The organism is Bengtsoniella intestinalis, assembly GCF_039719005.1.
GTDB classification, from domain to species: Bacteria; Bacillota; Clostridia; order Oscillospirales; family Oscillospiraceae; genus Oscillibacter; species Oscillibacter intestinalis.
Map to the genome: position 1 here is coordinate 3401469 of NZ_CP133584.1, position 24171 is coordinate 3425639.

The 24171-nt window shown below is 47.3% G+C and carries 21 protein-coding genes and 2 pseudogenes; 8 read left to right on the plus strand and 15 right to left on the minus strand.

What is annotated here, in order from left to right; translation table 11 throughout:
* Window positions 1-42 precede the first annotated feature (42 nt).
* The 10 genes and pseudogenes from RFF05_RS16195 to RFF05_RS16240 form a co-directional block, all read right to left on the minus strand.
* A complete protein-coding gene (locus tag RFF05_RS16195; protein WP_409968049.1) occupies window positions 43-867 on the minus strand; it encodes a stalk domain-containing protein in 825 nt (274 codons plus the stop codon).
* 68 nt (window positions 868-935) lie between these two features.
* A complete protein-coding gene (locus RFF05_RS16200; protein WP_409970132.1) occupies window positions 936-1703 on the minus strand; it encodes a class D sortase in 768 nt (255 codons plus the stop codon).
* Complete coding sequence (locus RFF05_RS16205) at window positions 1687-2613, minus strand: hypothetical protein (RefSeq protein ID WP_409968050.1); 927 nt, start codon at window positions 2611-2613, stop codon at window positions 1687-1689. The genes RFF05_RS16200 and RFF05_RS16205 overlap by 17 nt, the downstream gene beginning before the upstream one ends.
* Window positions 2610-4394, minus strand: a complete 1785-nt coding sequence (locus tag RFF05_RS16210) for a VirD4-like conjugal transfer protein, CD1115 family (RefSeq protein ID WP_409968051.1) — start codon at window positions 4392-4394, stop codon at window positions 2610-2612. Before RFF05_RS16210 ends, RFF05_RS16205 begins: the two co-directional genes overlap by 4 nt.
* Window positions 4391-4858: a PcfB family protein gene (locus RFF05_RS16215; protein ID WP_409968052.1), complete on the minus strand. Its 468-nt coding sequence runs from the start codon at window positions 4856-4858 to the stop codon at window positions 4391-4393. The genes RFF05_RS16210 and RFF05_RS16215 overlap by 4 nt, the downstream gene beginning before the upstream one ends.
* Window positions 4859-4894: 36 nt before the next feature.
* Entirely contained in the window at window positions 4895-5491 is a 597-nt protein-coding gene (locus RFF05_RS16220) for a DUF3846 domain-containing protein (protein WP_409968053.1), read from the minus strand.
* A gap of 64 nt (window positions 5492-5555) precedes the next feature.
* Window positions 5556-6418 (minus strand): annotated as a pseudogene (locus RFF05_RS16225) (DUF6017 domain-containing protein).
* Between the two features lie 4 nt (window positions 6419-6422).
* Window positions 6423-7202: a helix-turn-helix domain-containing protein gene (locus tag RFF05_RS16230; protein WP_409968054.1), complete on the minus strand. Its 780-nt coding sequence runs from the start codon at window positions 7200-7202 to the stop codon at window positions 6423-6425.
* Window positions 7203-7225: 23 nt separating this feature from the next.
* Window positions 7226-8152 (minus strand): ParB/RepB/Spo0J family partition protein, encoded by a 927-nt coding sequence (locus RFF05_RS16235; RefSeq protein ID WP_409968055.1) that lies wholly within the window; start codon window positions 8150-8152, stop codon window positions 7226-7228.
* Window positions 8109-8930 carry a ParA family protein gene (locus RFF05_RS16240; RefSeq protein ID WP_409968056.1) on the minus strand — a complete coding sequence of 274 codons (822 nt, stop codon included), beginning with the start codon at window positions 8928-8930 and terminating at the stop codon, window positions 8109-8111. The genes RFF05_RS16235 and RFF05_RS16240 overlap by 44 nt, the downstream gene beginning before the upstream one ends.
* A gap of 951 nt (window positions 8931-9881) precedes the next feature.
* Between RFF05_RS16240 and RFF05_RS16245 the strand changes: the two genes are divergently transcribed.
* From RFF05_RS16245 to RFF05_RS16280, 8 genes and pseudogenes are all read left to right on the plus strand, one after another.
* A complete protein-coding gene (locus RFF05_RS16245) occupies window positions 9882-10034 on the plus strand; it encodes a hypothetical protein (protein WP_409968057.1) in 153 nt (50 codons plus the stop codon).
* A gap of 53 nt (window positions 10035-10087) precedes the next feature.
* On the plus strand, window positions 10088-11353 hold the full coding sequence (locus RFF05_RS16250; protein WP_409968058.1) for an aconitase X: 1266 nt from the start codon (window positions 10088-10090) through the stop codon (window positions 11351-11353).
* Window positions 11341-11766 carry an aconitase X swivel domain-containing protein gene (locus RFF05_RS16255; RefSeq protein WP_409968059.1) on the plus strand — a complete coding sequence of 142 codons (426 nt, stop codon included), beginning with the start codon at window positions 11341-11343 and terminating at the stop codon, window positions 11764-11766. Before RFF05_RS16250 ends, RFF05_RS16255 begins: the two co-directional genes overlap by 13 nt.
* 60 nt (window positions 11767-11826) lie before the next feature.
* The gene (locus RFF05_RS16260) at window positions 11827-13395 is read left to right on the plus strand and encodes a BCCT family transporter (protein WP_409968060.1); all 1569 of its coding nucleotides are present in this window, start codon (window positions 11827-11829) and stop codon (window positions 13393-13395) included.
* Between the two features lie 94 nt (window positions 13396-13489).
* Window positions 13490-14505 (plus strand): annotated as a pseudogene (locus tag RFF05_RS16265) (proline racemase family protein).
* 147 nt (window positions 14506-14652) lie between these two features.
* A complete protein-coding gene (locus tag RFF05_RS16270) occupies window positions 14653-16548 on the plus strand; it encodes a diguanylate cyclase domain-containing protein (protein ID WP_409968061.1) in 1896 nt (631 codons plus the stop codon).
* A gap of 55 nt (window positions 16549-16603) precedes the next feature.
* A complete protein-coding gene (locus RFF05_RS16275) occupies window positions 16604-17962 on the plus strand; it encodes a substrate-binding periplasmic protein (protein WP_409968062.1) in 1359 nt (452 codons plus the stop codon).
* A gap of 56 nt (window positions 17963-18018) precedes the next feature.
* Window positions 18019-19440, plus strand: coding sequence for a putative bifunctional diguanylate cyclase/phosphodiesterase (locus tag RFF05_RS16280; RefSeq protein WP_409968063.1), 1422 nt, complete (start codon window positions 18019-18021; stop codon window positions 19438-19440).
* A 79-nt stretch (window positions 19441-19519) separates the two neighbouring features.
* On the opposite strand, the gene RFF05_RS16285 is transcribed toward RFF05_RS16280, so the two are convergent.
* The 5 genes from RFF05_RS16285 to RFF05_RS16305 are packed head-to-tail and all read right to left on the minus strand — an operon-like array spanning window position 19520 to window position 24161.
* The gene (locus tag RFF05_RS16285) at window positions 19520-20080 is read right to left on the minus strand and encodes a PilW family protein (protein WP_409968064.1); all 561 of its coding nucleotides are present in this window, start codon (window positions 20078-20080) and stop codon (window positions 19520-19522) included.
* Between the two features lie 4 nt (window positions 20081-20084).
* The gene (locus RFF05_RS16290; protein ID WP_409968065.1) at window positions 20085-20384 is read right to left on the minus strand and encodes a hypothetical protein; all 300 of its coding nucleotides are present in this window, start codon (window positions 20382-20384) and stop codon (window positions 20085-20087) included.
* A gap of 6 nt (window positions 20385-20390) precedes the next feature.
* Window positions 20391-22136 (minus strand): hypothetical protein, encoded by a 1746-nt coding sequence (locus tag RFF05_RS16295; RefSeq protein WP_409968066.1) that lies wholly within the window; start codon window positions 22134-22136, stop codon window positions 20391-20393.
* Entirely contained in the window at window positions 22136-22735 is a 600-nt protein-coding gene (locus RFF05_RS16300) for a hypothetical protein (protein ID WP_409968067.1), read from the minus strand. Before RFF05_RS16300 ends, RFF05_RS16295 begins: the two co-directional genes overlap by 1 nt.
* The gene (locus tag RFF05_RS16305) at window positions 22722-24161 is read right to left on the minus strand and encodes a hypothetical protein (protein WP_409968068.1); all 1440 of its coding nucleotides are present in this window, start codon (window positions 24159-24161) and stop codon (window positions 22722-22724) included. The genes RFF05_RS16300 and RFF05_RS16305 overlap by 14 nt, the downstream gene beginning before the upstream one ends.
* Between the last annotated feature and the right edge of the window lie 10 nt (window positions 24162-24171).

The following is a 24171-nucleotide window of genomic DNA, read 5'->3' on the forward strand; positions in this document are numbered from 1 at the left end:
ATTTCAACTGAGAAATCGACTGCTTTAGGGGTTGATTAAATTTTAATAATATCGGTATATCACAGAGTCGGGGTATCGCTCCAAAGCGACCGAGAGAAGATACTGAGCATCAATGTAGACCATAGCATTTGAATTGCCACTCATGGTGTTGATATACATTCCGAGAGAGTTGGTGCCCACCCCCGAAACCACCATCCAATGTCCTGTGTTGGTGCTAGTGTTCTTGAGGTATACGATGTCGCCTGTTTGCACTTGGGATAGGTCGGTGAGGGTCTCCGTTGGCTCACAGTCTGTACCGTACAGGATGTCTCGCACCATGTAAGCGTAAGAGTTGCAGGCTGTGTACCCATTGTACCAATGGAGGTCGCCATCGTTGTACGTCGCCCCCCAAGAGGTGTCCTGCGGATAGAGGATAGCCACCTCATCCAGCATAGCTTGGATATTTTCCTCTGCGGGGTCTTGTCCATTGGATAATTTGCCAGCTATGGTCTGATTTGTAACGGTGACTTGATACGAGGTTTTTGTCTCGTTACTGGAGAGGTATGTTTCACTGACCATTTCTGCCACCGTCTGGGGTGTACTGTCCGCAACCACCGCATCGTCTGCGGTGTAGGGGCTGGTGCTGTCAATGTCCACCCTCTGCTCCGTGCTGTTCCATGATACGTCAAAGCCTACGGCTTCGCCAATATCACGCAATTTTACATAGTTGTTGCCATTGATAGAGTAGGCGGTCATTTCAACCTGTACCCCGTCTACATAGATGGGCTGGTTGGACAGTTCTGCGATAATGCCACTGGCTAGAGCGGTGCCACCGCTAAATAGGGTTGCACCTAGTACCAATCCTAGAATAAATCCCTTGTGCTTCATGTGTTTGCCCTCCTTGATTTGATTTTGTAGCCTAAGCATATCAAATTCAATGGGGCTTGTCGAGGGTGTTAAATCTCCACGGCCTGTACCACCCACCGCAAGTCGGAATTATCTTCCACACAAGTGATAAGGGTAATGCGGTTGTCGGTGGTGGCAGTGAGGTAGCTCCAATCTGTGCTAGAAATTTGGGTGACTACGGTAACGGCATAAGTTCTAGTGCCCAAGTCGGTGGTGTAGGTGATGATGTCGCCCTCATCCAAATCCTTGATGTCACCAATGACCACGGAGGCTCCACGGTTGTGCCCACAGATGCCAACATTTCCATTCCATGCCGAGGTAGACGAGATGTGTCCCACGCTATAACTCATGGTTTCGTCTGGCTTCACTGTGGCGGTAATGCCCAAAGATGGGATGGAGATTGTACCCAAGGTGCCGTTGCTTTTCAGCACGTCACTGACTGCGGTAAATTGAGTGGTCTGCACCGTGGGGACGGTATAGCTGGTGGAGTAGGTAGCCCCTGTGGTGCTAGTGGTGGCGGAATAAACGGCTGTGCTGGCAGTTGTTGTGGTGGCGGTGGCTACGCTGGAGGTGGCCTTGTCCAACACCCCAATGCTGGGAGAGATACTCAACCCATAGGCGGGAGAGGCCACATCAAAATCAGAGGGATTGACCCCACCGTACTGGTACTCCGCCCCATACACATCCTCGTAGTTGGTGCTCTGGTAGAAGTCGTACTGGGGTGAGCCGTCAAAGGAGATGTCCAAGGCACTGGCAGGGGCCACCATCAGCCCCACCAAGAGGAGAGATAGGGCAAGGGATTTAATTGGCTGTGTCATTTTCACTGGGCTGTACCTCCACTTCATCGGGATTGACCTCCGCCACTGCTACGGCAGTTTTCTTCCGTGGGACAAGAGCGAAGATAAGGAGCATCCCCAGCACACCGCCTGTTGCACCCACAAGGTAGGGGTTTGACATCACGGTTAGAATGTTGTCCCATGTGCTAGGGGTTTCCTCCTCTACCACAGGGGCAGGGATTTCCTCCCCCAGATAGGTGACGGTGTAGGTGATGCTGTCCAGCTCACTGCGAGTGACTTCCCCTGTGTAGGTAGCGGTGGTCAAATAGCCAGTGGCAGCAGAATAAGAAGCGTTGCTAGAGTAGGTGGCGATGGCCTTATACTGGGAGGGCACCAGCGTGTCCCCCACCAGAGAAGTGGCCTGCACTTGCCACTCCACAGCGGCTAGGGTTAGGGTTTTTCCGTCTTTCAGCGTGGTGGACTGGACGTAGCTCATGTCGTTACTGGGCAAATTAGGATACTCCACGGTATCGGTGACAGTATAGCTTTTGGTGGTGTAACCAGCGGCCTCCGTCTGGAGGCTGGTGTGATCCAAAGCCAACGTACCAGTGTAGCCACCATCAGCATAGTCGATGGTGGTGGAGAGCTGAGCGAGAATGTCGCTCAAGTCCTTGGAGGAGGTCTCCACCACAATGGTCTCCGCCTGTGTCTTTGCATCTACGGCTTGGTGTTCCTCCTTGACCGTACTGGAATAGGAGTAGATGTAGCCCTCGTGTTGGAAGTCCTCCATCACCAAGGTGAGAGGGTCGGTACTGGGGTCAACGGTGTAGGTTTCGATGTACTGCTGACTGCCATTGAGGGTTTGGACGGTCACATCCAAGGGGATTTCTGCCGCCAGAGCTGTGCTGGACAGCAGTGCCATGGTGGTCATGGCAACAATCATTCGTTTCATTCTTCTGGTATCCTTTCTTCGTCTGTGTCCACGTCGCCCACGTCATACACCTCGTAGGTATGGCTGGATTTCAGTGGCAATCGGTGGGTGATGAATTTCTCGATGTCAAAGGTGTTGGCCTTATCATAGTCCGAGGTATAGCGGAAATTGGGGTGGTGGGTGATGTCATACTTGGTGGAGAAAAAGGGGCGCACCCCTCGTAGCTGGAGGATGCACTTGGAGCCGTCCATGACAGACAGCTCATCCATGCTCATCAGCTCCTTGCCTAGCTTCTGATAGTTGAGGCTGTAACTGCGTTGACTGCCTCGACTGTCACCAGTGTTGTAGGTGTCGATGGTCTCCTTGCCCAAGGTCTCCGTCAGCTCTTTGAGGGTTGTTTTCTCTTTACCACCGAGGAAAATCATGCTGTCGCAGTTGCCTACGATGGTGTCAGCGTTGTCCTTGTAGATGGCTTTGAGCTGGCTTTGTGCTTGGAGCACCAGACAGGCGGAAATTTCACGACTACGGATGGTAGCCATGAGCTTCTCCAGCTTGGGAATTTGCCCAATATTGGCACATTCATCAATGAGACACCGCACATGGACTGGGAGCCGACCACCGTACTCATCATCGGCTTTGTCGCATAGCAGATTGAACAGCTGGGTGTAGGCCATAGAGACAAGGAAGTTAAATGTATCGTCCGTATCACTGATAATAAAGAACAGAGCGGTCTTTCTATCTCCCAAGGTGTCCAGTTCCAATTCGTCGTAGGCGGTCACATCTCGAAGCTCCGCAATGTCAAAGGGAGCAAGGCGAGCACCACAGGAAATCAGAATGGACTTCGCTGTTTTCCCCGCAGACAGCTTGTATTTCTTATACTGCCGTACTGCAAAGTGCTGGGGGGACTTCTTTTCCAGCTTGTCGAACATGAGGTCAACAGGGTTTTTGAAGTCCTCGTCATCCTCTCGCACCTCACTGGCATTGATAAATTCAATGAGGGTGTTAAAATTCTGTTCCTCCACAGGAGCCTCGTACCAGATGTAGCCCATGAGGGCGGTGTAGAGCAGGGTTTCTGCTTTCACCCAGAAATCATCGCCCCCTTTGCCATCGCCTTTGGTGTTGGCGATGAGGGTTGTCACCAGTTTCAAAATGTCCTTTTCGCTACGGATGTAGGCGAAGGGGTTATAGTGCATGGACTTCTTGAAGTTGATGGTGTTGAGGATTTTGATTTGATAGCCCTCACGTTGGAGGAGCTTGCCGCACTCTATCACGATGCTCCCCTTTGGGTCGGTGACGACATAGCTGGAGTGGCATTGCATAAGGTTTGGTTTGAGCCAGAATCGTGTCTTGCCAGAGCCAGAGCCACCGATGATCAGCACGTTTTTGTTTCGTGCTGTCTTGGGGTCTTTGGGGCGGTTGTTCATGGTGAGCCGCTCCGTCTGGGTGAGAATGACGTTGTTTTGGAATACGGGGTCTTGGTAGGAGTCAATGTCCTTTCGGTTGCCCCATCGTGCCGAGCCATGCTCCCGTCCGTGGCGGTATTTCTTAGCGTTTTTGCCTTTGAGGTAAACCCCCAGACGTAGCAAAACCCCCAAGAGCATACCGATGAGGAAGTCTTGGGGGTGGAATGACGGGAGGTAGCTGGCGAAGGCCAAGGAAAACCCCTCACTTAGATTGAGTAGCTTTTCGCTAGCGGTGGCCCCTGTGGTCAATCGCCACATCTGGGGTAGCTTGGTTGTAAAGAGGGCGAGAATGACGTATGGGATGTTGATAATAAGCAATCGCTTGATGTTATTTTTCATCGGCTTTGCTCCTTGTGCTTCACCCTGTCAATCACAGTGTTCTTCACCAACTCAGCCATCTCTTTCAGCTTTGCCAAAATAGAGGGTCGGTTGGCTTTCCTCAACACCTGTTTGGTGTAGGCTTCAAAGGCATTGTTGATGGCATCGCTGTCCCTGCCCTTGAAAAAGACAATGTGTTTCTTGGGGTCGCCCTTATCACGCATGACAGCGAAGTCCACTCCGTACTTTCGGGCAACCTTCTCGAAGCTCTTGATGTTTTCATCCGTGACTTCAATGCTACTCATACCCTGTCCATGCTGTGCCAGTTGCTTCACAGTCTGCTTGCCCCTGTGCATGGTGGGGTTTGCCTGCTTGTACTTGACGTGGGCGAGGAATTTACTCATGGCTCGTGCCAGCCCTCGCCCTGTGAGCTTGCTGGTGTTAATCACCAGTGCTACGGTTTTTTGGTTGACTTCCTCCTGCATGGAAACACCTCCTTCCTTGGGTCAACGGGAGGGCAATCAGCGTTCAGAGGGGCGAGCCTTGTGGATAGAGGGATTGTCCTTGGGTGGCTCCTCTTTCTGCACCACAATCTGCCCACAGAGAGTGTAAAACTTTTCGGGCTTCTCGAAATGCTTGTGGTACTTTGCCGTTAGTTCGGGAGACAGGCTGGCGAAGTCCTCCTCACCCAGCCCTGCAATGAGAAAGGGGCCAGCGATGATGTCGGCAAGGTCGCCGTCTCGATTGTAAAGGGCACGGTTGAGGGGCTGATGCTGGATTTTGGCCTCCTCGTTACAAATGATAATAACGGGATCGGCAAAAGGGCTGACGGCTTGGATATGACCATTCACCGACTCCTGCAAGGCAGACAGGGTGTTGACAATCTGGACGGACACGGGGGGCTGATGGGGCTGAATAAGCAACACGTCCAGCATAGGCTCCAGCGAGCGTTCGCCCTCAGTGGTGAAAAAGACTTCTTTGAAGTCATCCGCATCCAGAACGTGGTCTCCGTTGCCCCACTGGTCATGCACCAGAGCCTCCGCAATCTCACGATTTTCAGCGGCGACGGTGACGGTGCGTTTGAGGGTCTCGGTGATGGTGATGTCAAATTCTTTCATGGGTAGGTCTCCTTTTGGTTTTGATATATAAAAAAACCGTCTTGTGATGGTTTCACAAAACGGCTCAATTATTGGGGTGGTAGAGGTCGTGGTTGACCTGTGCTGCGTAGTAGCTGTCGATGGTGGACGGTGCGTTAAAGAGGGTTGCCATCATATACCGCTTGATGTTGCGGACGTAGGTGGTATTCCTGTCGAGGCATTCAATGACGTACTCGATATGGCTAGATGAAATCTGCATAAACCGCTCCTTTACCATGGGTGCTGGGTAGTCCTCACCTGCAACGGTGATGATCTCCTTGGTGGAACAGAGGACTTCGATGATAAGCTCGGCAATCTCGTCGAGGCGGCTATCACCCCCAAGGGGCTGTGGACTTTGAGGTGGTGGTACTCTAAGTTTTGATATACTAAATCTCTAACATCATCTATGCTCTCGCATCCCATCCATTCCAATCCCATCCGTGAGCTGTCCTCTGGATTTGATTGATAAGGATTTGATACATCCGTACTTGATGTATTAGGTTTTGATTGTTTAGTATTTAATTGGGGGGACTTCTCCGTATACGGCTCGTCCACATACGGCTTTCCCGTATCTGGGTGGCTCGTATCTGGTGGAGACGTATCTGGCTTGGGGGGATGTGGCTTCTCGTAAATGATGTACTCGGTGTCAGCGATACGCCCACGCTGGTCTCTGGTCTGGTGGCGAACAAGGTAGCCGTATTTCTCCAACTCCTTGAGGGCGCTCCCAATGGCTTCAACCCCTTCCTTGCAGATGGAGGCCAGTCCTCTGGTGGTGTAGTCCCACTTATCGTTGAGGGAGAGCATCTTGGATAGGAGGCCAATGGCTTTAAGAGACAAGTTCATATCCCGAAGATGGTAGTTCGCCATGGTGGTGTAGTTGTGGTTTTTCTCCACTCTAAAGACTGCCATAGTTTTACAGCCCTATTAGCCAAGGGTCAAGCTCAGAGACACCCACATCCAAAGCTCTCGCTAGAGCCATTAGCGTAACGATTTTGGGCTCAAACTTATTGGCCTCATACTTTCGGATAGTGATTTCGCTCACGCCCACTTGCTTTGCCAGTCCTTTTTGAGTTAGATTGCGTTTTTTTCTCAATATTTTGATGCGTTCTCCTATCGTCAGTTCAAGGTCGAGATGTGGGTTTTCTGCTGCTTGTAATTCTAATGCTTCCACCAAGTCTGACAGCGTAGCGACTGCTGATTGAAACCAACTTATACCAGTTTCGTGGTCATCAATATTGCCAATATCAGTCATGTCGCTATGATAATTGTATCGCCAATCGTTGTACTCTGCGGTGTCAATTTCGCACGAGATAACAGCCTCACGCTGGTCGAGCCAATCATCAAAAAATCGGCTTAGAAATTCGCCATCATCTGTATCTGGATTGCTCAGTTGCAAACACAAGATGCCATCAAGTTCGCTTACAGTGAGTCCGTACATATCCTCCAACAGAAACAGCGTGTGTGCAAGACCTGTTCGGGTCTCTACTTCTAGTGGGCTGATAGCTTGGGGGTGGACTGCCAATGTCTGTGCTAATTCTCCAATCATTTTCTTCTTAGGCTTGCGGCAATCGCCTTCGTATTGTGCAATGCGGACATCTGCCGTATTTTCTGAAAACCCGATTTCACAACCAAGTTCTTGCTGGGTCATACCTCGCAATTTCCGAAAATATTTGATTCGTTTACCTATTCCCATAAATGTGACTCCTTTTCAAAAAATTATCGCTCCTGCTGTTGTGTCCGCTTCTTGTGCCAGCCCTCCAACAGCTTCAAGATGGTCTCCTGCATCTTTTCGGGGGTGTAGCTTTTTGGGAAGTATTTGCTGATTGTATCACTGGCAAAAGAAATTTTTGCTTGTTCGGGCTTCTTCTCCTCGCTCATAATGGCACTCATGGCCTCAAAGGTGCAGTTGCCATCGGCACTGAAACGCTTCAATCGCTGGGCTTGAGAGAGGGACGGTGTGGCTTGCTCTGCATCCATGACATCCAGTAGGGTCTCTTGTTCCTCTGGCTTCAAATAGGACAATTCCACGGCAGGATTAAAGGCGATTGTACGCTCGTCAACCATATCCAATAGCTCTGGGATAAGCTCAGTGAGACGGATATAACGATGAATCTGTCGTTGACTATCGGGGGCATTTTGAGCTACCGATTTCACGCTTAGTAACTTCTCGCCAAGTTGGCGAGAAGTTAAATCTGACCGTTCGCCCTGTCGCTTAATCGCTTCCAGTTTTAGCCTGTAAGCAAAGGCTCGCTCACTGGGAAGGATATTTTCACGTTGCAAGTTGCTGTCAACCATAATAATGGCGGCAGTGTCATCATCCATATCACGGACGATGACGGGCATGGTCTCCAGTCCAGCCAGTTCGGATGCACGGTGACGACGGTGCCCAGATACAATCTCATAGCCACCCTCTGGGTGAGGTCGGGCAAGGGCAGGAACAAGCACCCCGTAAAATTTCACACTCTCTACGGTCTCTAGCATTGCTTCATCGTCCTTTACCTTAAATGGGTGGTCTTTGAAGGGACGTAACTCCTCCAATGGAAGTTGGGTCACTTTCTCTCGCTGGGCATCGTCTCGACTCTCTTGGGTGGAGAACAAATCATCGACTGAGGCCAGCTCTAGCTTTCTGTCTTTGCTTTTCAATTTTCAATACCTCCTTGGTCAAATTTCGATATGCCTCGGCAACTTTGCCTTTGGGGTCATGGGCAAAAATACTCTTGCCCTCTGCGGTGGTTTCAGCCGCACGGATGGAATAGGGGATGTCGGTGTCAAACACGTTGATTTTCCCACCATAGGTGTCACGAAGTAAGGAGCTGACCTCCTTGGAGAAGTTGGTGCGATTATCCACCATGGTGAGGAGCATTCCGTCAATTTTCAATTTGGGGTTAATCTGTTTGCGTACCTTTGCGATGGTTTGCAAGAGCTGTTCCAGCCCCTTTGCAGAAAGATACTGTGCCTGTACGGGGATAATCACGCTGTCAGCGGCGGCAAGGGCATTGATGGTGAGCATCCCCAGCGAAGGGGAGCAGTCAAGTAAAATAAAGTCGTAATCCCTCTTGACGGTGTTGATGTATTGCTTTAGAATGGTTTCACGGCTCATGGCATTGATAAGAGAGACCTCCATGCCAGACAGTTCAATGTTAGCTGGGAGCAAGTCCACCCCTTCTGCGTGGGAGAGGATACCTTCTCGTGGGGCGATGGTCTCGTCTTGAATGACTTTCCCCATCAGCGTCGCCAACGTGGTGGACATATCATCGGGGCGAGGGTGCCCCAAGCTGATGGAAAGTGACCCCTGCGGATCGCACTCGACCAGCAGGACTTTCTTCCCCTCCTGTGCCAATCCGATGCCAAGACTAGCCGCCGTTAGTGTTTTGGCGGTGCCACCTTTTTGCATCGCAATGGCTATGGTTTTTGCAAGCATAATCAGACCTCCATTCTGATAATAATTTCGGGCATAAAAATAAGGCCAAGTTTCCTTGACCTTATTTTGTAGCTTATTTGATTGTAAAACTGGCATTTAGCCATTTGTCGCTAATGTAGCATGAATTTTATAGGGACTGAAAATGAGGGCGATTTTCCAGTGAAATAAGCCCTGTTTCAGAGGGGTAAAACGGCTGAAACCGTTGGTATGACTGGCTTTTTGCGTTTGTCGCAATTATGCGGTAAGGGCAAAAAATCCGAAGTAGATTTATCTACTTCGGATTTTTTACTTATTATTTTTTCACTCTTCACTTTTCACTACGTTGTACTGGATTTTTTGGAAGTAATAAAGTAATAGTGAAGAGTGAAACGGTATGGGACGGAGAACGGTTGCGATTTCGGGAGGGGCACATCTTTTTTGACCACTATATCCACCTATACAGGTTGTTTGCGGCAAAGGCGAACAACCTGTATATTTTTGGGGTTTTTCCTGTCACTGGCTCATTATGTGCCGCTGGTGTGCTATTTAGATATTGTATTTTTTGAAGCGTCCCAGATTTTCAGCGTAAGCTTGAGAATCTGGGGCTTTCATTTTGTTTGTGTAAATATATGTTTAAATAAAGGCGTTTGTGCAGAATTTTTATATATTTTACAAATAATGTAATGCGTTTCATTTTACGTGTATACATTTTGATATTGAGATATATATTTTAGATTATTTTTATCATCTTGCGATATTTGTGAGTTTATATGAATTAATATGGGTTTTTTTGTCGTTTTTTTGGTATGCAAATAACGAATTCATATTGCGTTCATCTTTATTTTACTGTATAATGTAAATTATATACATTCCATATTAAGGAATCCAATGTTCCACATTAAGGGAATTAATGTTTGGCGTGATGATGAAAATCCACGATGGAAATGGATTCTATGGGATGGAGCGTGGCCTGTGTTTGCAATCAGATTAAAAGGAGGTGAAGGGGAAAAACCTGCAAACCGCAGTAAGCGTACCATTGACACTGGTTCTTATGGGTGGAAACGCAGCGACAATGCGTTCATGACGGATATAGAAGCCGCTGTGGTGACCCTGAGGAAGGACTAATAGACAATCTTACAACGATTCGATATTGTAATGTAGTAGAAATGGGGGATAACGTGAAATTAACAACATATGAACAAGAGATACTAGATGGGAAACATGGCGAGATGCGGCAAAAGTCGCTTCAAGTTCTTTGCGCTTTGGCTGAACATGAAGGTGTAGAGGAATTCGTAGAGGTAACACTATGTCACAGCGATAACGCTGTATATATGGGTGAGGCCGCTGCGGATTTTATTGAATTTCTGGGAAATTCAGGCGCCAAAATGGCCGTACCCACTACAACGAATGCCTGCTCCATCGATATGCAAAAATGGTATGAGCAAGGCTTTGAGCCCCAAATCATGAATGCGATTCGCCGTATGGAGGCCGCTCATGTCAAGTTAGGTGCCATCCCCACATGGACGTGTGCACCTTATCAATCCTGTGTACAGCCTGTGTTTGGGCAACAGATTGTATCGGCAGAATCCAATGTTATCTGTTATTATAACTCCGTCATCGGCGCTCGCACCAACCGCTATGCTGGCCCATTGGAACTGTTGGGTGGTATTGCAGGTCGCGTTCCTTATTCCGGACTTCATGTCAAAGAAAACCGTTATGCCGAGGGCTTGGTAAAGTTGAGCGATGAATTTAAACCAGAGTGGTTTGAAGATGATAGTTTGTGGAATTTGATATCCTACGCATACGGTTCTATTGTTGGGAATCGGGTGTGGGCCATCGAAGGAATGCCTACTAAATTTAGAAGTGAAAATTTGCGTGATTTTAGTGCCACGGCAGCTTCTTCTGGTGGCATTGCACTCTATCATATGATCGGGGTAACGCCTGAGGCACAGACAAAAGAAATGGCATTCAATGGTAAAAAGCCATTGTATGAAGAAATCATCACATTGGATAGCATCCGCAAAGCAGAAGAGACTTTGAATAATCGAGATGTCTCGGATGACCTTGATGTGATTTTGCTTGGATGTCCACATCTGTCTTATGATGACTGCCGTCGCATTGTTCAACTGTTTGATGGGCGCAAAGTCAGCGATAAGCTAGAATTCAACATCACAGTGGGTCGAGATATTGCTAACCGTCTCATGGATGCAGGTGTCTACGAAGATTTGAGCCGATTGGGTATCAAAGTTTACAAAGAAGGCTGTGCCCTTGAATTCCGTACAAAGGCACGTGGCGTGCGGAGTATGATGTCTAACTCGGGTAAATTCGGGACATATAGCTTTGGGCTTACTGGAATCCAACCTGTATTCGGTAGTTTGACAGAATGCGTAGAATCTGCTGTAGCAGGCAGAGTGGTGAAGGAGGTAAAACCATGGAGAAAGTGAGGATTCAGTGCAAATATGCACTCAGCGGAGCCACAAGAGCAGAAGTTCTTTATTCCAATGACCCCTTTAGTTTCTGGGGTGGTGTAGAGCGTGAGACTGGCATTGTCACCGATAAGCGACACGGCAATTTTGGCGTCTCTATGTCGGGCAAAATCTTTGTGTTCCCATTCGGCAAAGGCAGCAGTGGCGCTGGCACCACACTGATGGAGATGGTGCGCCAAGGAACCGCTCCTGCGGCCATGGTGAATATTACCACAGACCCCGTTTTGCTGACAGGGCCTTTGATTGCGGCACATTTTTACGATAAGATGATTCCTGTTGTGGATTTGAGCGAAGAAGACTACAAAAAACTGGAAACTGCAAAAGAGGTGGAGTTTTTTGCAGATGCAGATTATATTGATGTGTATTACTAATCAATTATGCTACAGCTGTTAAAATTTAAATAAATATAGTGTGAAAAAGGAGAAAATGAAATGAATAATGAATTTAAAGAAGATAGACGCGTAAATTGGGTTGCCTTTTTACCCCCCGTAATTATTCTCATGCTGTTTGTTCTCAGTGGCATTTTTTGGACAGATGCTGTAGGTGCGCTGATGACCAGCCTGCTCTATGGTATGGCTGACTACTTCGGCGCATACATGAACTTGCTGTCCATGGCATTTGTGTTTCTTGCTGTTGTTTTTATTATTTCCCGTTACGGCGATGTGACCATTGGTGGCAGTGATGCAAAGCCAGAGTATACTATGACCACATGGTGTGCTATGTCTATTTGTTCTGGTATCGGTACTGGCCTGCTGTTTTGGGCCATGGGCGAACCCATTTATCACTTTATGACCACACCTACCGCCATTGCAGAGGCAGGTAGCCGTGAAGCAGCTATTTTTGCAGTGGCACAGGCTATGTGGGACTGGAGCTTTGTGCAATATAGTATGTATGCCATCTGCGGTGCTGCATTTGCACTCATTTGCTATAACAAGAAAAAAAGTCTCTCTATTTCCACCATTGTTGACGGGGCAACTGGTCATCATCGTCCATGGTTGAACACCCTGATTACTGGTATGGTTATTTTCTGCCTGATGGGTGCTACATCTAACTCTATGGGCGTTGGTTTGATGCAAATCGGTGCTGGCCTTGAGGCGGCATTTGGCGTAGCCCAATCTCCTGTTGTATGGCTATTTGCGGCTATCTTTATTACATTTATCTTTATTCTTTCTTGTGTCTCGGGCATTGGCAAAGGGTTAAAGCTGATTTCTTCAACCTGTATGTATTTCTTCTTCTTCCTGCTGATTTATGTGTTTATCTTTGGCGACAAGCAATTTATCACCAAGATTACATCCGAATCCATTGGCTTTATGGTAGATAACTGGGGCACCCAAACTACTTTGATGAATGTTCTGGCCGCAGACGACACATGGTTTGCTGACTGGATTGTGCAGTACTGGGCATCCTTCATTGTCTATGCACCTGTCATCGGTATGTTCTTAGCTCGTATGGGTCGTGGCCGCACCATCCGCACCTTTATGCTGGTTCAAATTCTCGTCCCCTCCTTCTTCTGCATTTTGTGGATTGGCGTATTCGGCGGTCAAACCATCTATCTGCAAACCTCTGGCGTTCTAGATGTTTGGAATGCTGTTAATACCTCTGGTATGCAATCCACCGTATTCCAAATTTTGGGAACCCTGCCATTTAGCGGTATTATTACCATTCTCTTCCTATGCACTGTGACACTTAGTTTCTGTACACTGGCTGACCCCATGGCTTCTGTGGCAGCAACCCTATCGGTTCAAAGCCTATCAGCAGAGGCTGAGGCACCCAAAAAGCAAAAAATCGTAGTGGGTTGTCTGTTGGGCGCAACTGCTTACACATTGGTGGCAACAGGCGGTATCAATTCTGTTAAGGGTATGTTTACCCTTGTTGGCTTGCTACAAAGCATCGTTTTGATTATGTGTGCTGTGGTTCTGTTTAAATATGGTGCACGTTGCTCCAAAGAGCCTAACTCAGGCTGTATCGAAGCATCTTCTATCACAGACGAATCTGTGTAACCTAGTATTTTAAAACCATAAAAATTTAAGGAGGAAAAAAATTATGAGCTTCAAAAAAGTAATCAATGTAGTGGAAACCCACGACGGTGAACCCATGCGTGTTGTCACAGGTGGTGTGCCCCATATCCCCGGCAATAGTGTCTACGAAATGGAAGAACATCTGCGCCTTCACGATGATGGCCTTCGCAAATTTTTACTCCGCGAACCACGTGGCTATCCCCCCATGTGCTGTAATGTGTTAGTGCCCCCAAACATCCTGATGCCGCCGCTGGTTTCATCATCATGGAACAAACAGAGTATCCCATGATGTCTGGTGGCAATACCATCTCTGTTGCTACAGTGCTGTTAGAGACTGGTATGATTCCCATGCAGGAGCCCTATACTGAATTTAACTTAGAAGCACCTGCTGGCCTGATTGGCATCAAGGCAAAATGTGAAAACGGCAAGGCCACTGAAGTAACCTTTAAGAACCTGCCTGCATTTGCTGTCCATACTGGTGTGGAAATTACTGTGCCCCATATCGGACATGGTGTGGAAAAAGTAATCGTGGACGTGGCATGGGGCGGTATGTTCTATGCTATGGCAGATGTGCGACAATTCCCATGGATTGAGCTGACCCCAGAGATGGGACGGGAAATTACACGGGTGTCGTCTTTGGTTTTGAAGGCTGCACAGGATCAACTTCCTGTGGCTCATCCACAATATCCTGGCGTGGGAATTACCATTTCTCAACTGTTTGGGCCTTCACCAAATCCTGAAAAATCTGATGTGAAAAATGCTGTTACCGTGGCCAGTGGCGAGGTGGACTTTGATAATCCTTCCACTTGGATTGGTGCATTGGATCGTTGCCCCTGTGGCACAGGTACTTGCGCTAGAATGGCTGCTTTGTATGCTAAGGGCGAGCTGAAAATTGGGGAGAAATTCCGCCATGAAGGCTTGCTTGGCGTGGTATATGAGGGCTGTTTGGTTGAAGAAGTTGAGGAAGCTGGCTTCAAGGCTGTCGTTCCCACCATCACAGGTTGCTCTTGGATTTATGGGTATGGCAATCTTGTGCTAGACCCCACTGACCCCTTTGAAGAAGGATTTACCATGGGCGATATTTGGGCATAATTTACCAGTGTAACATACCGAAACAGGCGGCTGTAATCATACAGTCGCCTGTTTTTTTTGGATTGACTTTTTGCGGGAAAAGAGATATACTAATTATGTATAAATTCCCAAATCTGTACTGAATTTGACAGAAGAAAGGAGTCCTGCATGAATACGCCAATGGAAGGACTGTCTGCCCAGCAGATGGCCGTTGATTATGAATTGTATCATTATGGGGCGCAATTTACGGAGGATATCTTTTTCAAAATTGATATCATCAACACCACGGTGATGTTTTTAGGCAATAATCTCAAACAATTTAAAAGCCGTGAAATTATACCCGATTACATCAATTTGGTGGAAAAATCCAGCTTAATATACCATGAGGATAAAGAACTGTTTGCCCAAGCTGTGGCTGATTTAACCAAGGGTATTCAAGACCCCATCAAATTTCGCTTACACTATCCTGACGGCACTATCGTGTGGTATCATGCCCAGTACACCATCTTAAAAGATGAGACTGGCAAACCCATTTCTGCTGTGGGGAAGATTAACAATATCCAACAAACCCAAGATTTGACAGATAAGGCCAATCAAGATATGTTGACCTCCTGCTTGAATAAAGGGGCCTTTGAAGGTTTTGCCAAGGCGTTGATGAACCCCCAATTTGCCTATTCCAACGACCAGCATACATTTTTTATCATCGATATCGACAATTTTAAAGCGGTCAATGATAATTTGGGTCACTTTTTTGGGGACATTGTCCTCAAGGAAATCTCTGCCAAGCTCAAGCGCATTTTCAGAGAATCCGATTGGATTGGCCGCATTGGCGGCGATGAATTTGCCGTGGTGATGAAGCACGTGGACGATGAGAAATTGATTGAGAAAAAAGCGCAGGAAATTCTCACCGCACTGGACACCACGTATCAAGGCAAAAACACCCAATATCGCATCTCTGGCAGTGTGGGGGTTGCCACCTATCCCCGTCATGGACACACCTATGATGACATTTATCAAAATGCTGACTCGGCCTTGTATCACTCAAAATTCAATGGTAAAAACACCTTTACCGTGTTCCATCAAGCCCTGATAAAAGGCACTATGATCAACACCACGCCCTTTGACGTGGCAGACCGTGCCCTGTCTCATTTCTTTGACAAAGAAGTGGCGATGGATACGTTTAACTTGCTGTTTGAAAATGAGCAGTATGAAGCCTCTGTGATGTCGGTGCTGGGATACATTGGCGAATATTACCATGTAGACCGCTGTTATATATTTGAATTGCAAGCTGGAACCGACGATACCTATGACAACACTTATGAATGGTGCCGAGATGGCATTACGCCACAAAGAGATTTTCTACAAAACGTGGATAAGTCTGAATTTGATGAGCTGTTTGGCAATGCCAATGCTGACGGGATTTTCTATTGCAACGAGCTAGACGCGGTGAAAGATCCTGTGACCCATGACACCCTTGCCATGCAAGGAATTAAGTCGTTCTTGCTGTCTTTTGTGAAGAAAAACGATATTGTGAACTACGCTATCGGCTTTGATGATTGTACGTCAGAGCGGATTTGGAGCCCCAGTGAAATCAGCACATTGATGTACGCCAGCAAAATTATTTCCCAGTTCTTGGCGTATCAACAGGCGCTAAAAACCGTGGAAAGTCACTCTAAAGACAATTTAGAGGTGTTGGATGCTTTGAATTTCTACGCCTACATTGTGGATACAGAAGAGCACACTTTAAAATATCTCAACGACGTGACCCGTCAATTGGTGCCAGAGGCAGAGGTGGGGAAAAAATGTTACCATGTGCTGCGCGGCAATGATTGTGAATGTGCAGATTGCCCTTTGCGTGTGTTGCGTGAAAATCCAGCCCATGAAAAGGTGAAAATGATCATTCACAACCAGAAGCTGAATTTGGATGTGTTGGTAACCGCGTCTAAGCTCATTAGTTATGATGGTAAAAAAAGCGTCTTTGTATCCTCCACTGATATTAGAGAAATTGTTAATTTTATTCCAGAGAAAGACCGGAATTTTTCTGATTTTATTGTCCTAGAATAACTTATTTTAGGCTGGAAAAGATTTTTGACCAGCTTGCTTGAATGGAGGTGTGTCCGTGAAACAGAGATTGAAACAATTGCATATGCTTGTGATTGCTGTGGCAGTGGTGCTGGGTTGCTTTGTGATGAACGTGGCAGCAGCAGACACAGAGCCCACGGTGATTCGAGTGGGCTATATGCTCAATTATGGCACCGTCAAATCCCCCATTATCAAGGGCGCAGAAGGCTATGGCTACGAGTATTTGACGGAAATTTTCAAGTACACCAAAGAAGACTATCAGCTGGAATTTGTCTATTGCGAATGGGAAGAAGGCAAGGCCATGCTCCAAAGTGGAGAGCTGGATATTCTAGGCCCTACCACTTATAGCGAGGCAGGAGCAGAGCTCTATGGCTATCCAGATAGTAGCTTTGGGGACAATATGATTTTCTTGTCCACACTTAGTGGGCAAAGTGTCACATACGCTGATTATAACAATATCAACGGCCAGAAAATCGCTGTGCAAGTCAACAATCCCAATGAGTATATGTTGCATGACTTTTTAGACGAATATGGCTTAGATGCGGAGATTGTGTATTTCACAGACAACAATTATGAGTCTGCTTTGGAGAATTTAGGCTGTGATTTGTGCTTGGCATCGTCACTGCAAACCGTCACAGATTTGGTGCCTGTGGCTACCTTAGGGATTTTGGATTTTTATTATGTGACCAATTATGGCAACGAGGCCTTAATCGAAGAATTAAACTATGCTATGGAGCGGTTGAAAAAAAGCGAATTTATGTTCCAAGAGCAACTCTATTTGACTTATTATAACTACACCATCAGCAACGTCCACTATATTTCAGCAGAGGACTTTGCAATTCTCCAATCGCAAGAACTGTATACAGTGGGTGTAGAAAACCTCTACAGCCCTGTGGCCTATAAAAATGAACAAGGGGAGCTGGCGGGGGTTGCCTTAGATGTGGTTGAAATGATGGCTGAGATTGCTGGCATCAACTATGAAATTATCGAAGTGGATAGCACGACCAGTGAGGAAGTGCTACAGAGCATGGACTTTGCCTTTTTGTCCATCACTGGGGTGGACAATGAGAATTTGATAGACAGCACCCCCTATTGCACACTGCCGTTTATGCTCATTGATCGTACCATGGATGGGGAAACCATTGATAACATTGGTATTTTGGCTTACTATGGCATTACAGAAGTTGAAGTGGAAGACCATATCTATGGCCGAGAAATTTTTGAATATGACAACATTATTCAAATGCAAGAGGCCTATAACCAAGGGGAAATTGACAGCTTCATCATCACCTCATCCACCTTGAATATCATCCGTGATGCGTTTGAGGATTTGAGTTTTCAATCCAGTTCTTTAGGGGCGGATTTAAACTTGACAGCCATTTTCCCACCAGCCTGACCGATGAAAAAATTGAGATTTTCAACAAGGTCATTGCCCAACTGGATCAAACGGCTGTGAGTGATTCGGTGTTGCGCCACTCAGATGCTACCACGTCCGTCGCACCTACCTTGTGGGATTTGATGAAAGAACATACCGCAAGTCTTCTTGCGACGGTGGTGTTGACGGCGTTTGCGGTGATAGGTAGCATTTATCACCAGCGCAGAAAACTAGCTTTAATTGTCAATCGTGATGGATTGACAGGCTTTTACACCCAACATAAATTTACCAGTGAAGCGAAACGGCTCATTGCCAAAAGTCCCAATGGTTATTATGTAATTTTGGCTATGGATATTGATAATTTTAAATACATCAATGAGTTTTTTGGCTATGAAAACGGCTCGAAGGTGCTGTGCACAGTGGGTGAGAGCATCAAGGGATTTTGCGAAAAAGGGACCGCTGTGGCCCGTCCCAGCGCAGATAATTTCCTGATTTTGACGCGTAAAGATATGATTGATGGGAAATTCCAATTAGCCAAAGATCATTCTGGCGATATTTTTGCGGCGCTGAAAAATCTCCTAGGCGATATGTATAACATCACTTTTAGCGTTGGGCTGTATGAGGTCAGCGATAAAAATCTGGACTTAAACTTTATGATTGACTGTGCCAATATGGCGCGCTATTTGGGCAAAGGGACGGCTGACACCACCATTCATAAATTTTCTCCTGAAATGGATACCTTGCGTATTTCCAACAATGACATTGTGGCCAATATGGCAAAGGCGCTGGATGACCAAGAATTTATCTTGTTGTATCAACCTAAAATCAATTTGTCCACTGGCGAATTGGTGGGGGCAGAGGCCTTGGTGCGCTGGATGCGCCATGGGAAAATGATTCCGCCAGATAAATTTATCCCCTTGTTTGAGCGCAATGGTTTTATTAAGCACTTAGACTATTATGTGTTGGATAAGGCCTGTGCTTTTGTGGCAACGCACCCAGATGCGCCTAAGATTTCGGTGAATCTGTCTGGTGTTACCATCATGCAAAGTGGCTTTGATCGTCGTATTTTGAACATCATTGACCAACATGGCATTGCCCATTCACAAATCGATTTGGAAATCACAGAAACAGCCTTTGTGGAACAGTTTGAGGAAAGCTTGGGTCGGATTCAAAATTTGCGATCCAAGGGCATCACCATTTCCATGGATGACTTTGGTGCTGGGATTTCTTCGTTAAGTCGTTTGAAAAATATGCCCATTGATATTTTGAAAATCGACCGTGCTTTTATTGTGGACTCCATTGGCAATCCCCGTGGGGGTCATATCATCAAATGCGTGGTGCAGATGGCTCAAAAGCTGAATATGGAAACTGTGGCAGAAGGCATCGAAACTAGAGCGCAAGAAGAATTTTTGCACAATCTATGTTGTGATGTGGGGCAGGGCTATTACTTCAACAGACCTTTGCCAGAAAATGAGTTCATCAAGTTGTTGAACCAATAAGGCAAAAATAAATAAAGCAAAAGAGGAAGTATAAAAAGTGGCGAGCCACTTTTTATACTTCCTCTTTTTTTTAATGGGTTTAATTGTGGAAGGCGATACCTGTGTCGCCAGAGATGGTGGCGCTGGGGGCGGTGAAGCCAAAGTCTAGGTTGAGCAAACGGATGGATTGGCTGTAGGCGGTTTGCTTTTCAGCATTGGCGGTGGAAGTGACGCAAATGTCGGCGGTGATAATGCCGCTGCCGTCATAGGAAAAGGCGATGTCTAGAGACTGGTTGGTTTGTGATTGGAAGTCGAATACCAGTGCATCTTGGCTGTTGACATAATGGTCGGTAGAGTACAGCTTACCATTTTCACACCAGATGGCAGTCATCTCATAGGGGACGGACTCCCCGGGGCTGTAATCGTCCAGTGCCATGGCGTAGCGCAGGGAATCGTTTAAGTATTCGGTGACACCGTCCATAATCAGCTGTTGCTCGTTTTGGATGATGGTGTTGGAATAGACTTGGCTAGACGATAGGAAAATTGCCACAGCGGCCGCCCCTAGAAGAACGGTGATGCACATGGCCACCAATAGCTCGATTAAGGTGAAGCCCTTTTGGTTGCCTAGGAGGTGTTGAATCTGTTTTTTGATGTTGGCCACCTCCTTAGTTGGTGCGCTTGAATTCGCCCAACAGACCGTTGCTAGAATAGATATAGGCGCCTTGGATTTCCACGCCGTCGTCTAGCTTTAAGACGGTACCGCTGTTGGTGTTGGTAGAAAGGTTGTCGTCGGTTTCGATTTCCAAATAATTTTCGGAAATGGTCTGGTGTAGCTCACGCATTTCCCCAAAGGCAGTGATGCCACTGGAGAAAATCCCCATCAAGAGCACGGAAAATAAGGTGAGCAAGCAGAGGGAGACGATATTTTCAATGAGGGTACTGCCACGGGTATTGTTAAGAGGCATATCGCATCACTCCTTTATAAATTGTTGCAAATTATACACCAAATAGTCGCTCTCTCGCCCAGTGGAGGGGGTGGTCGTCGTTGCACCGGGGGTGGAGCCATCGGCGGTACCGATGTCAGCCGAGGAGTCGGTGACAGTGACGGTGGTGCCATTGTTGCCGTAGGTAGTATAGAAAGCGGTGTAGTTGCTGTCCAATGGTGCAGCATAAACCAGCTTGGTGTAAAGACTGCTTTTAGAGCTGGTGGTGTAGTAATTGGTTTGGAACCAGCCAGAAATCGACCCAGTGAAGGTGCCAGAGTCGGCCAATTGCACACGGGCGATGTCGGATTGGTAGGCAGAGATGATGCTTTGCATGGTGCCACTATCGCCGTTGGCATCAATTTTTGCTTGGAGCGCACTGTACAAATCGGTTTTTTGGGTGCCCATGACAGGCTCGGCGTAAATATAGCCAGAGGTAGTGCCTTGGGTGAAAATCAATTCCCCGCCTTCTTCAATGTAGAAGTGACAGCCAAGTCCCGTGCTACCAGTGATTTTAATGGATTGTCCTTCTTGAATCACAAAGTACACTGGGTTGGAGGCGCTGACATTCATGTCAGCGCTGACGGTCAAGGTGCTGCCGTTCCACCCACCATCCCAAGCATATACCGTCAAGTTTTCGCCATTGGGGCTGGTGTTCCAGCTGCTGGCTGTGGCGGCATTGGTATAGGTGGATACATTGCGCACCGCAGACACCCAAACGGGTTGGGTAACGGTATACGTAGAGGGGAAGGAGCTGAATTTGTATAGGGCACTGGAGTCGATGGAGCCACCTAAGATTTTGATGGAATCTTTGACAAAAATGCTACTGTTGGTGGCAATGGGGTCACCAGTGGTGCCTGATTTTAAAATGATAGAGTCGCCAGAGACCAAATTACTGCTGTTGCTGATGGCGAAATTACCTGTGATGAAAATGCTGTAGGGGCAGTAAATGGTGGTGTTGGATGCGCTGTATCGGCCCACATCATAGAGATAGATGGGCAGATAAGAGAAAAAGCGAGTGGCAGAGGTTAAATCCAAGGTGTACATCATGGGCATCGTAGGGGCAGTGAAGCCCACCATGGAAGCCAATTTGATGGAGTAAGCCTCGTCGTCCTCTTCTTCCTCTTCCTCCACTGCTGGAGGTTGTACATCGTCTGGGATGGACACAGAGTCATTGGTGTAGAGCAGGAACGACACGGATTCGTCGCAGTTGCCCACAGTGGATGTGGCAGAAATCACATAAGCGTTCACATCCTGATAGGTGATGGTCATAGACAGGGTGCCAGTGTCCTCGGTGTTGCCATTGTAGTTAGCCCCTTGGAACGCGGCATTGTCAAAGGTGATGCTGTCACCATAGTCTTCTAATTCTTCGCTCATTAGCAAGAGTACAGGGTGTTTGGGGGTCATATCAGGCACTTGGACGGTATACCCATCTGGATAGCCTTCTGGGTCTGCGGCAGCGGCAGCGGCTCTGGCTTCTTCAATTTCCAGCAAAGCCTCAATCACAGCCCATTCTGCCGCGCTTTCCTCAGCCAATTCCTCCCCTAAGGCCAACACAGCACTGCGGGCATATAGATAGGCTTGGGATTCATCGTGGAGGGTGAGCGTGCGCACGCCATAGGCGTAAATCGCATATTGGAAGCCCACCACAAACACAGACAGCACCGATATGACAATCAAAGTGGTAGCCAAACTACTGCCTCGCTGATTGCGTAAATATTTCAAGATGCCCATTAATCCTCCTGATACTCCATAAATACCACAGTAGAAATCACAAAGTCTAGGTTTTTGTAAGCAGTGTTGCTGGCATCGGTGGAAACAGAGTAGCTCATAGAGTCCACTACGGTGTCAGGTCGTGCAGAAATTTCTATCACCATGTTGATAAAAGAGGTTAAATCCAAGGCGGTGCCAGCTTGCTTGCACGTCATGGAAATGTCCACATTTTTGGCGGTGAAAGGTTGTACATCTTCAGTGTCTTCAACGGTTTGGAAGGTGGACACATTGTCAGAGATGCTTAGTTTCAAAACATCCATCCCATAGCGCTGAGCGATGGAGGAGAACACCGTGTCTAAGGTTTCATCTTCTTGGTAAACCCCAAGGTAGGAGCGAGATTTGCTCAAAGTGTCTTCTGCTTCTAGCAAATAGGCCTCTAAATCAGAGATGGAGGAGATTTTGGTTTGCGTCAACACTTGGTCGTTGATAAGGGATTCAAGTTGGACGGTTTTTTCTTCTACGCCAAGAGAATAGGGGGTCACCAAGGTGCGGTAGCCCAGCACGATGATGAGCAATACTGCCACTGTAATCAGCAGTTGTTCGCGTTTACTCAGCTTCATTTGCTACCTCACTTTCAAGGGCGGGGATTTGGGCATAAGCCACAAACTCGTATGTAACGGTCAAAATACTGGTGCCAGCAGGGGAGACCCCAGATTCTTCTTTGGAATAGCCAGTGTAGCGCAGGTTTTCAAAATAGCCTGTCTCACGCAAGGCTTCAATGTAGGCAACAGCCACAGCGCTAGAAGGCGCAGAACCAGTGATTTCAAGGCTTTGGCCAGAAATGTTGTAGGTGAAGTTGATGATTAGGTCTTCTTGCAAGAGGGTAGTGAGAGAATTGCTGTCAAAACGCTTGTTGCCTTGGAGTTGGCTGTCTAAAAGGAAAAATTCATCACTTTGGGCGATTAAATTGTCTTTTTCGCCTTGGAGGGTGTTGTAGTGGAGCAACTCTGTGGCCACAGCTTCAGATTGGAAGTAGGCATTCAAAGTGTCGATTTGGCTTTGGAGCTGTTTGTCTTCTTGATAAATGGTGTAGCCACGGAAGGCCAGCACACCGCAAAGAACAACCAGAATCAGCCCGCGAATCAAAAGCCCGTTGCGCACTTTTTGCTTTTGGCGTGCCTCTTGCTTGTTCACCAGCAGGTTTACGTCTCGTTTGTTGACCAATTGACCCATATAGGGGGCAAAATAGGGTAGGTCAAAGCCGCCGTTGGGGAACATCAACGGTTCAATATCACTGCCAGCAGAAGTCATGAACACAGACAAGTGAGCCAGCTGTTCTTGGGGAACGCCAATGTAATAGCTTTGCCCAATGGGGAATTTAGACCGTTCAGATTGGCTGAACTGCACCATAGATGACAGCCGTGCAAACAGGTTTTGGCTGTACATGGCAGAGTTATCTTGCCCCATGAGACGGCTACGGTTAGAGAACTTATAGCTGCCTTGCTCAAAGAGAATGGACAGGAGATTGTCCCCCACCACAATGTTAAGGACAAAGGTTTGGCTTTGTAGGGTGGGCACGGTGGCTACGTATTTAATCACGCTGTTCATCACCGTGTCAATGCGTCGGATTTTAATTTTCAGGTCTTTGAAAATAGACAGATAGCCGTCTAAAAAGTCCTTGGCCACAGCGTAGCACAGCACGCTCATGGTGGTGGCCGTTTGCTCCACCACATTGGCATCGAAGAGGTATTTATCTTCCCGTTGGAAAAGGTCAAATTCCCCTTTGATCATTTGGTCTAATTGACTGCTAGAGATTTTGGGCATTTCCACTTTCTTGATGATGATGTTGGTGCTGTCCACCACCAAGGTGACAGCTTTGGGCATGGGGCTGAGTTGGGAGATGGCTTGCTTGATGTCCTCATGGCGCATAATTACGCCGTTGACAATGGCGCCAGGTTGCACAGGGACGGTGGTGTAGGTGTAGTCTTTGCCTTTTTTACTCACCAACTGAATCTCATCATTTTTAATGTAAATATAGTGTTTCATAGTTCTCCTC

Coding starts and splice junctions, on each gene's coding strand:
- RFF05_RS16200 (WP_409970132.1), bottom strand. CDS start 1,703: ATGACACAGCCAATTAAATCCCTTGCCCTATCTCTCCTCTTGGTGGGG.
- RFF05_RS16260 (WP_409968060.1), top strand. CDS start 11,827: ATGAATAATGAATTTAAAGAAGATAGACGCGTAAATTGGGTTGCCTTT.
- RFF05_RS16210 (WP_409968051.1), bottom strand. CDS start 4,394: ATGAAAAATAACATCAAGCGATTGCTTATTATCAACATCCCATACGTC.
- RFF05_RS16255 (WP_409968059.1), top strand. CDS start 11,341: ATGGAGAAAGTGAGGATTCAGTGCAAATATGCACTCAGCGGAGCCACA.
- RFF05_RS16305 (WP_409968068.1), bottom strand. CDS start 24,161: ATGAAACACTATATTTACATTAAAAATGATGAGATTCAGTTGGTGAGT.
- RFF05_RS16300 (WP_409968067.1), bottom strand. CDS start 22,735: ATGAAGCTGAGTAAACGCGAACAACTGCTGATTACAGTGGCAGTATTG.
- RFF05_RS16220 (WP_409968053.1), bottom strand. CDS start 5,491: ATGAAAGAATTTGACATCACCATCACCGAGACCCTCAAACGCACCGTC.
- RFF05_RS16215 (WP_409968052.1), bottom strand. CDS start 4,858: ATGCAGGAGGAAGTCAACCAAAAAACCGTAGCACTGGTGATTAACACC.
- RFF05_RS16240 (WP_409968056.1), bottom strand. CDS start 8,930: ATGCTTGCAAAAACCATAGCCATTGCGATGCAAAAAGGTGGCACCGCC.
- RFF05_RS16295 (WP_409968066.1), bottom strand. CDS start 22,136: ATGGGCATCTTGAAATATTTACGCAATCAGCGAGGCAGTAGTTTGGCT.
- RFF05_RS16290 (WP_409968065.1), bottom strand. CDS start 20,384: ATGCCTCTTAACAATACCCGTGGCAGTACCCTCATTGAAAATATCGTC.
- RFF05_RS16270 (WP_409968061.1), top strand. CDS start 14,653: ATGAATACGCCAATGGAAGGACTGTCTGCCCAGCAGATGGCCGTTGAT.
- RFF05_RS16230 (WP_409968054.1), bottom strand. CDS start 7,202: ATGGGAATAGGTAAACGAATCAAATATTTTCGGAAATTGCGAGGTATG.
- RFF05_RS16205 (WP_409968050.1), bottom strand. CDS start 2,613: ATGAAACGAATGATTGTTGCCATGACCACCATGGCACTGCTGTCCAGC.
- RFF05_RS16195 (WP_409968049.1), bottom strand. CDS start 867: ATGAAGCACAAGGGATTTATTCTAGGATTGGTACTAGGTGCAACCCTA.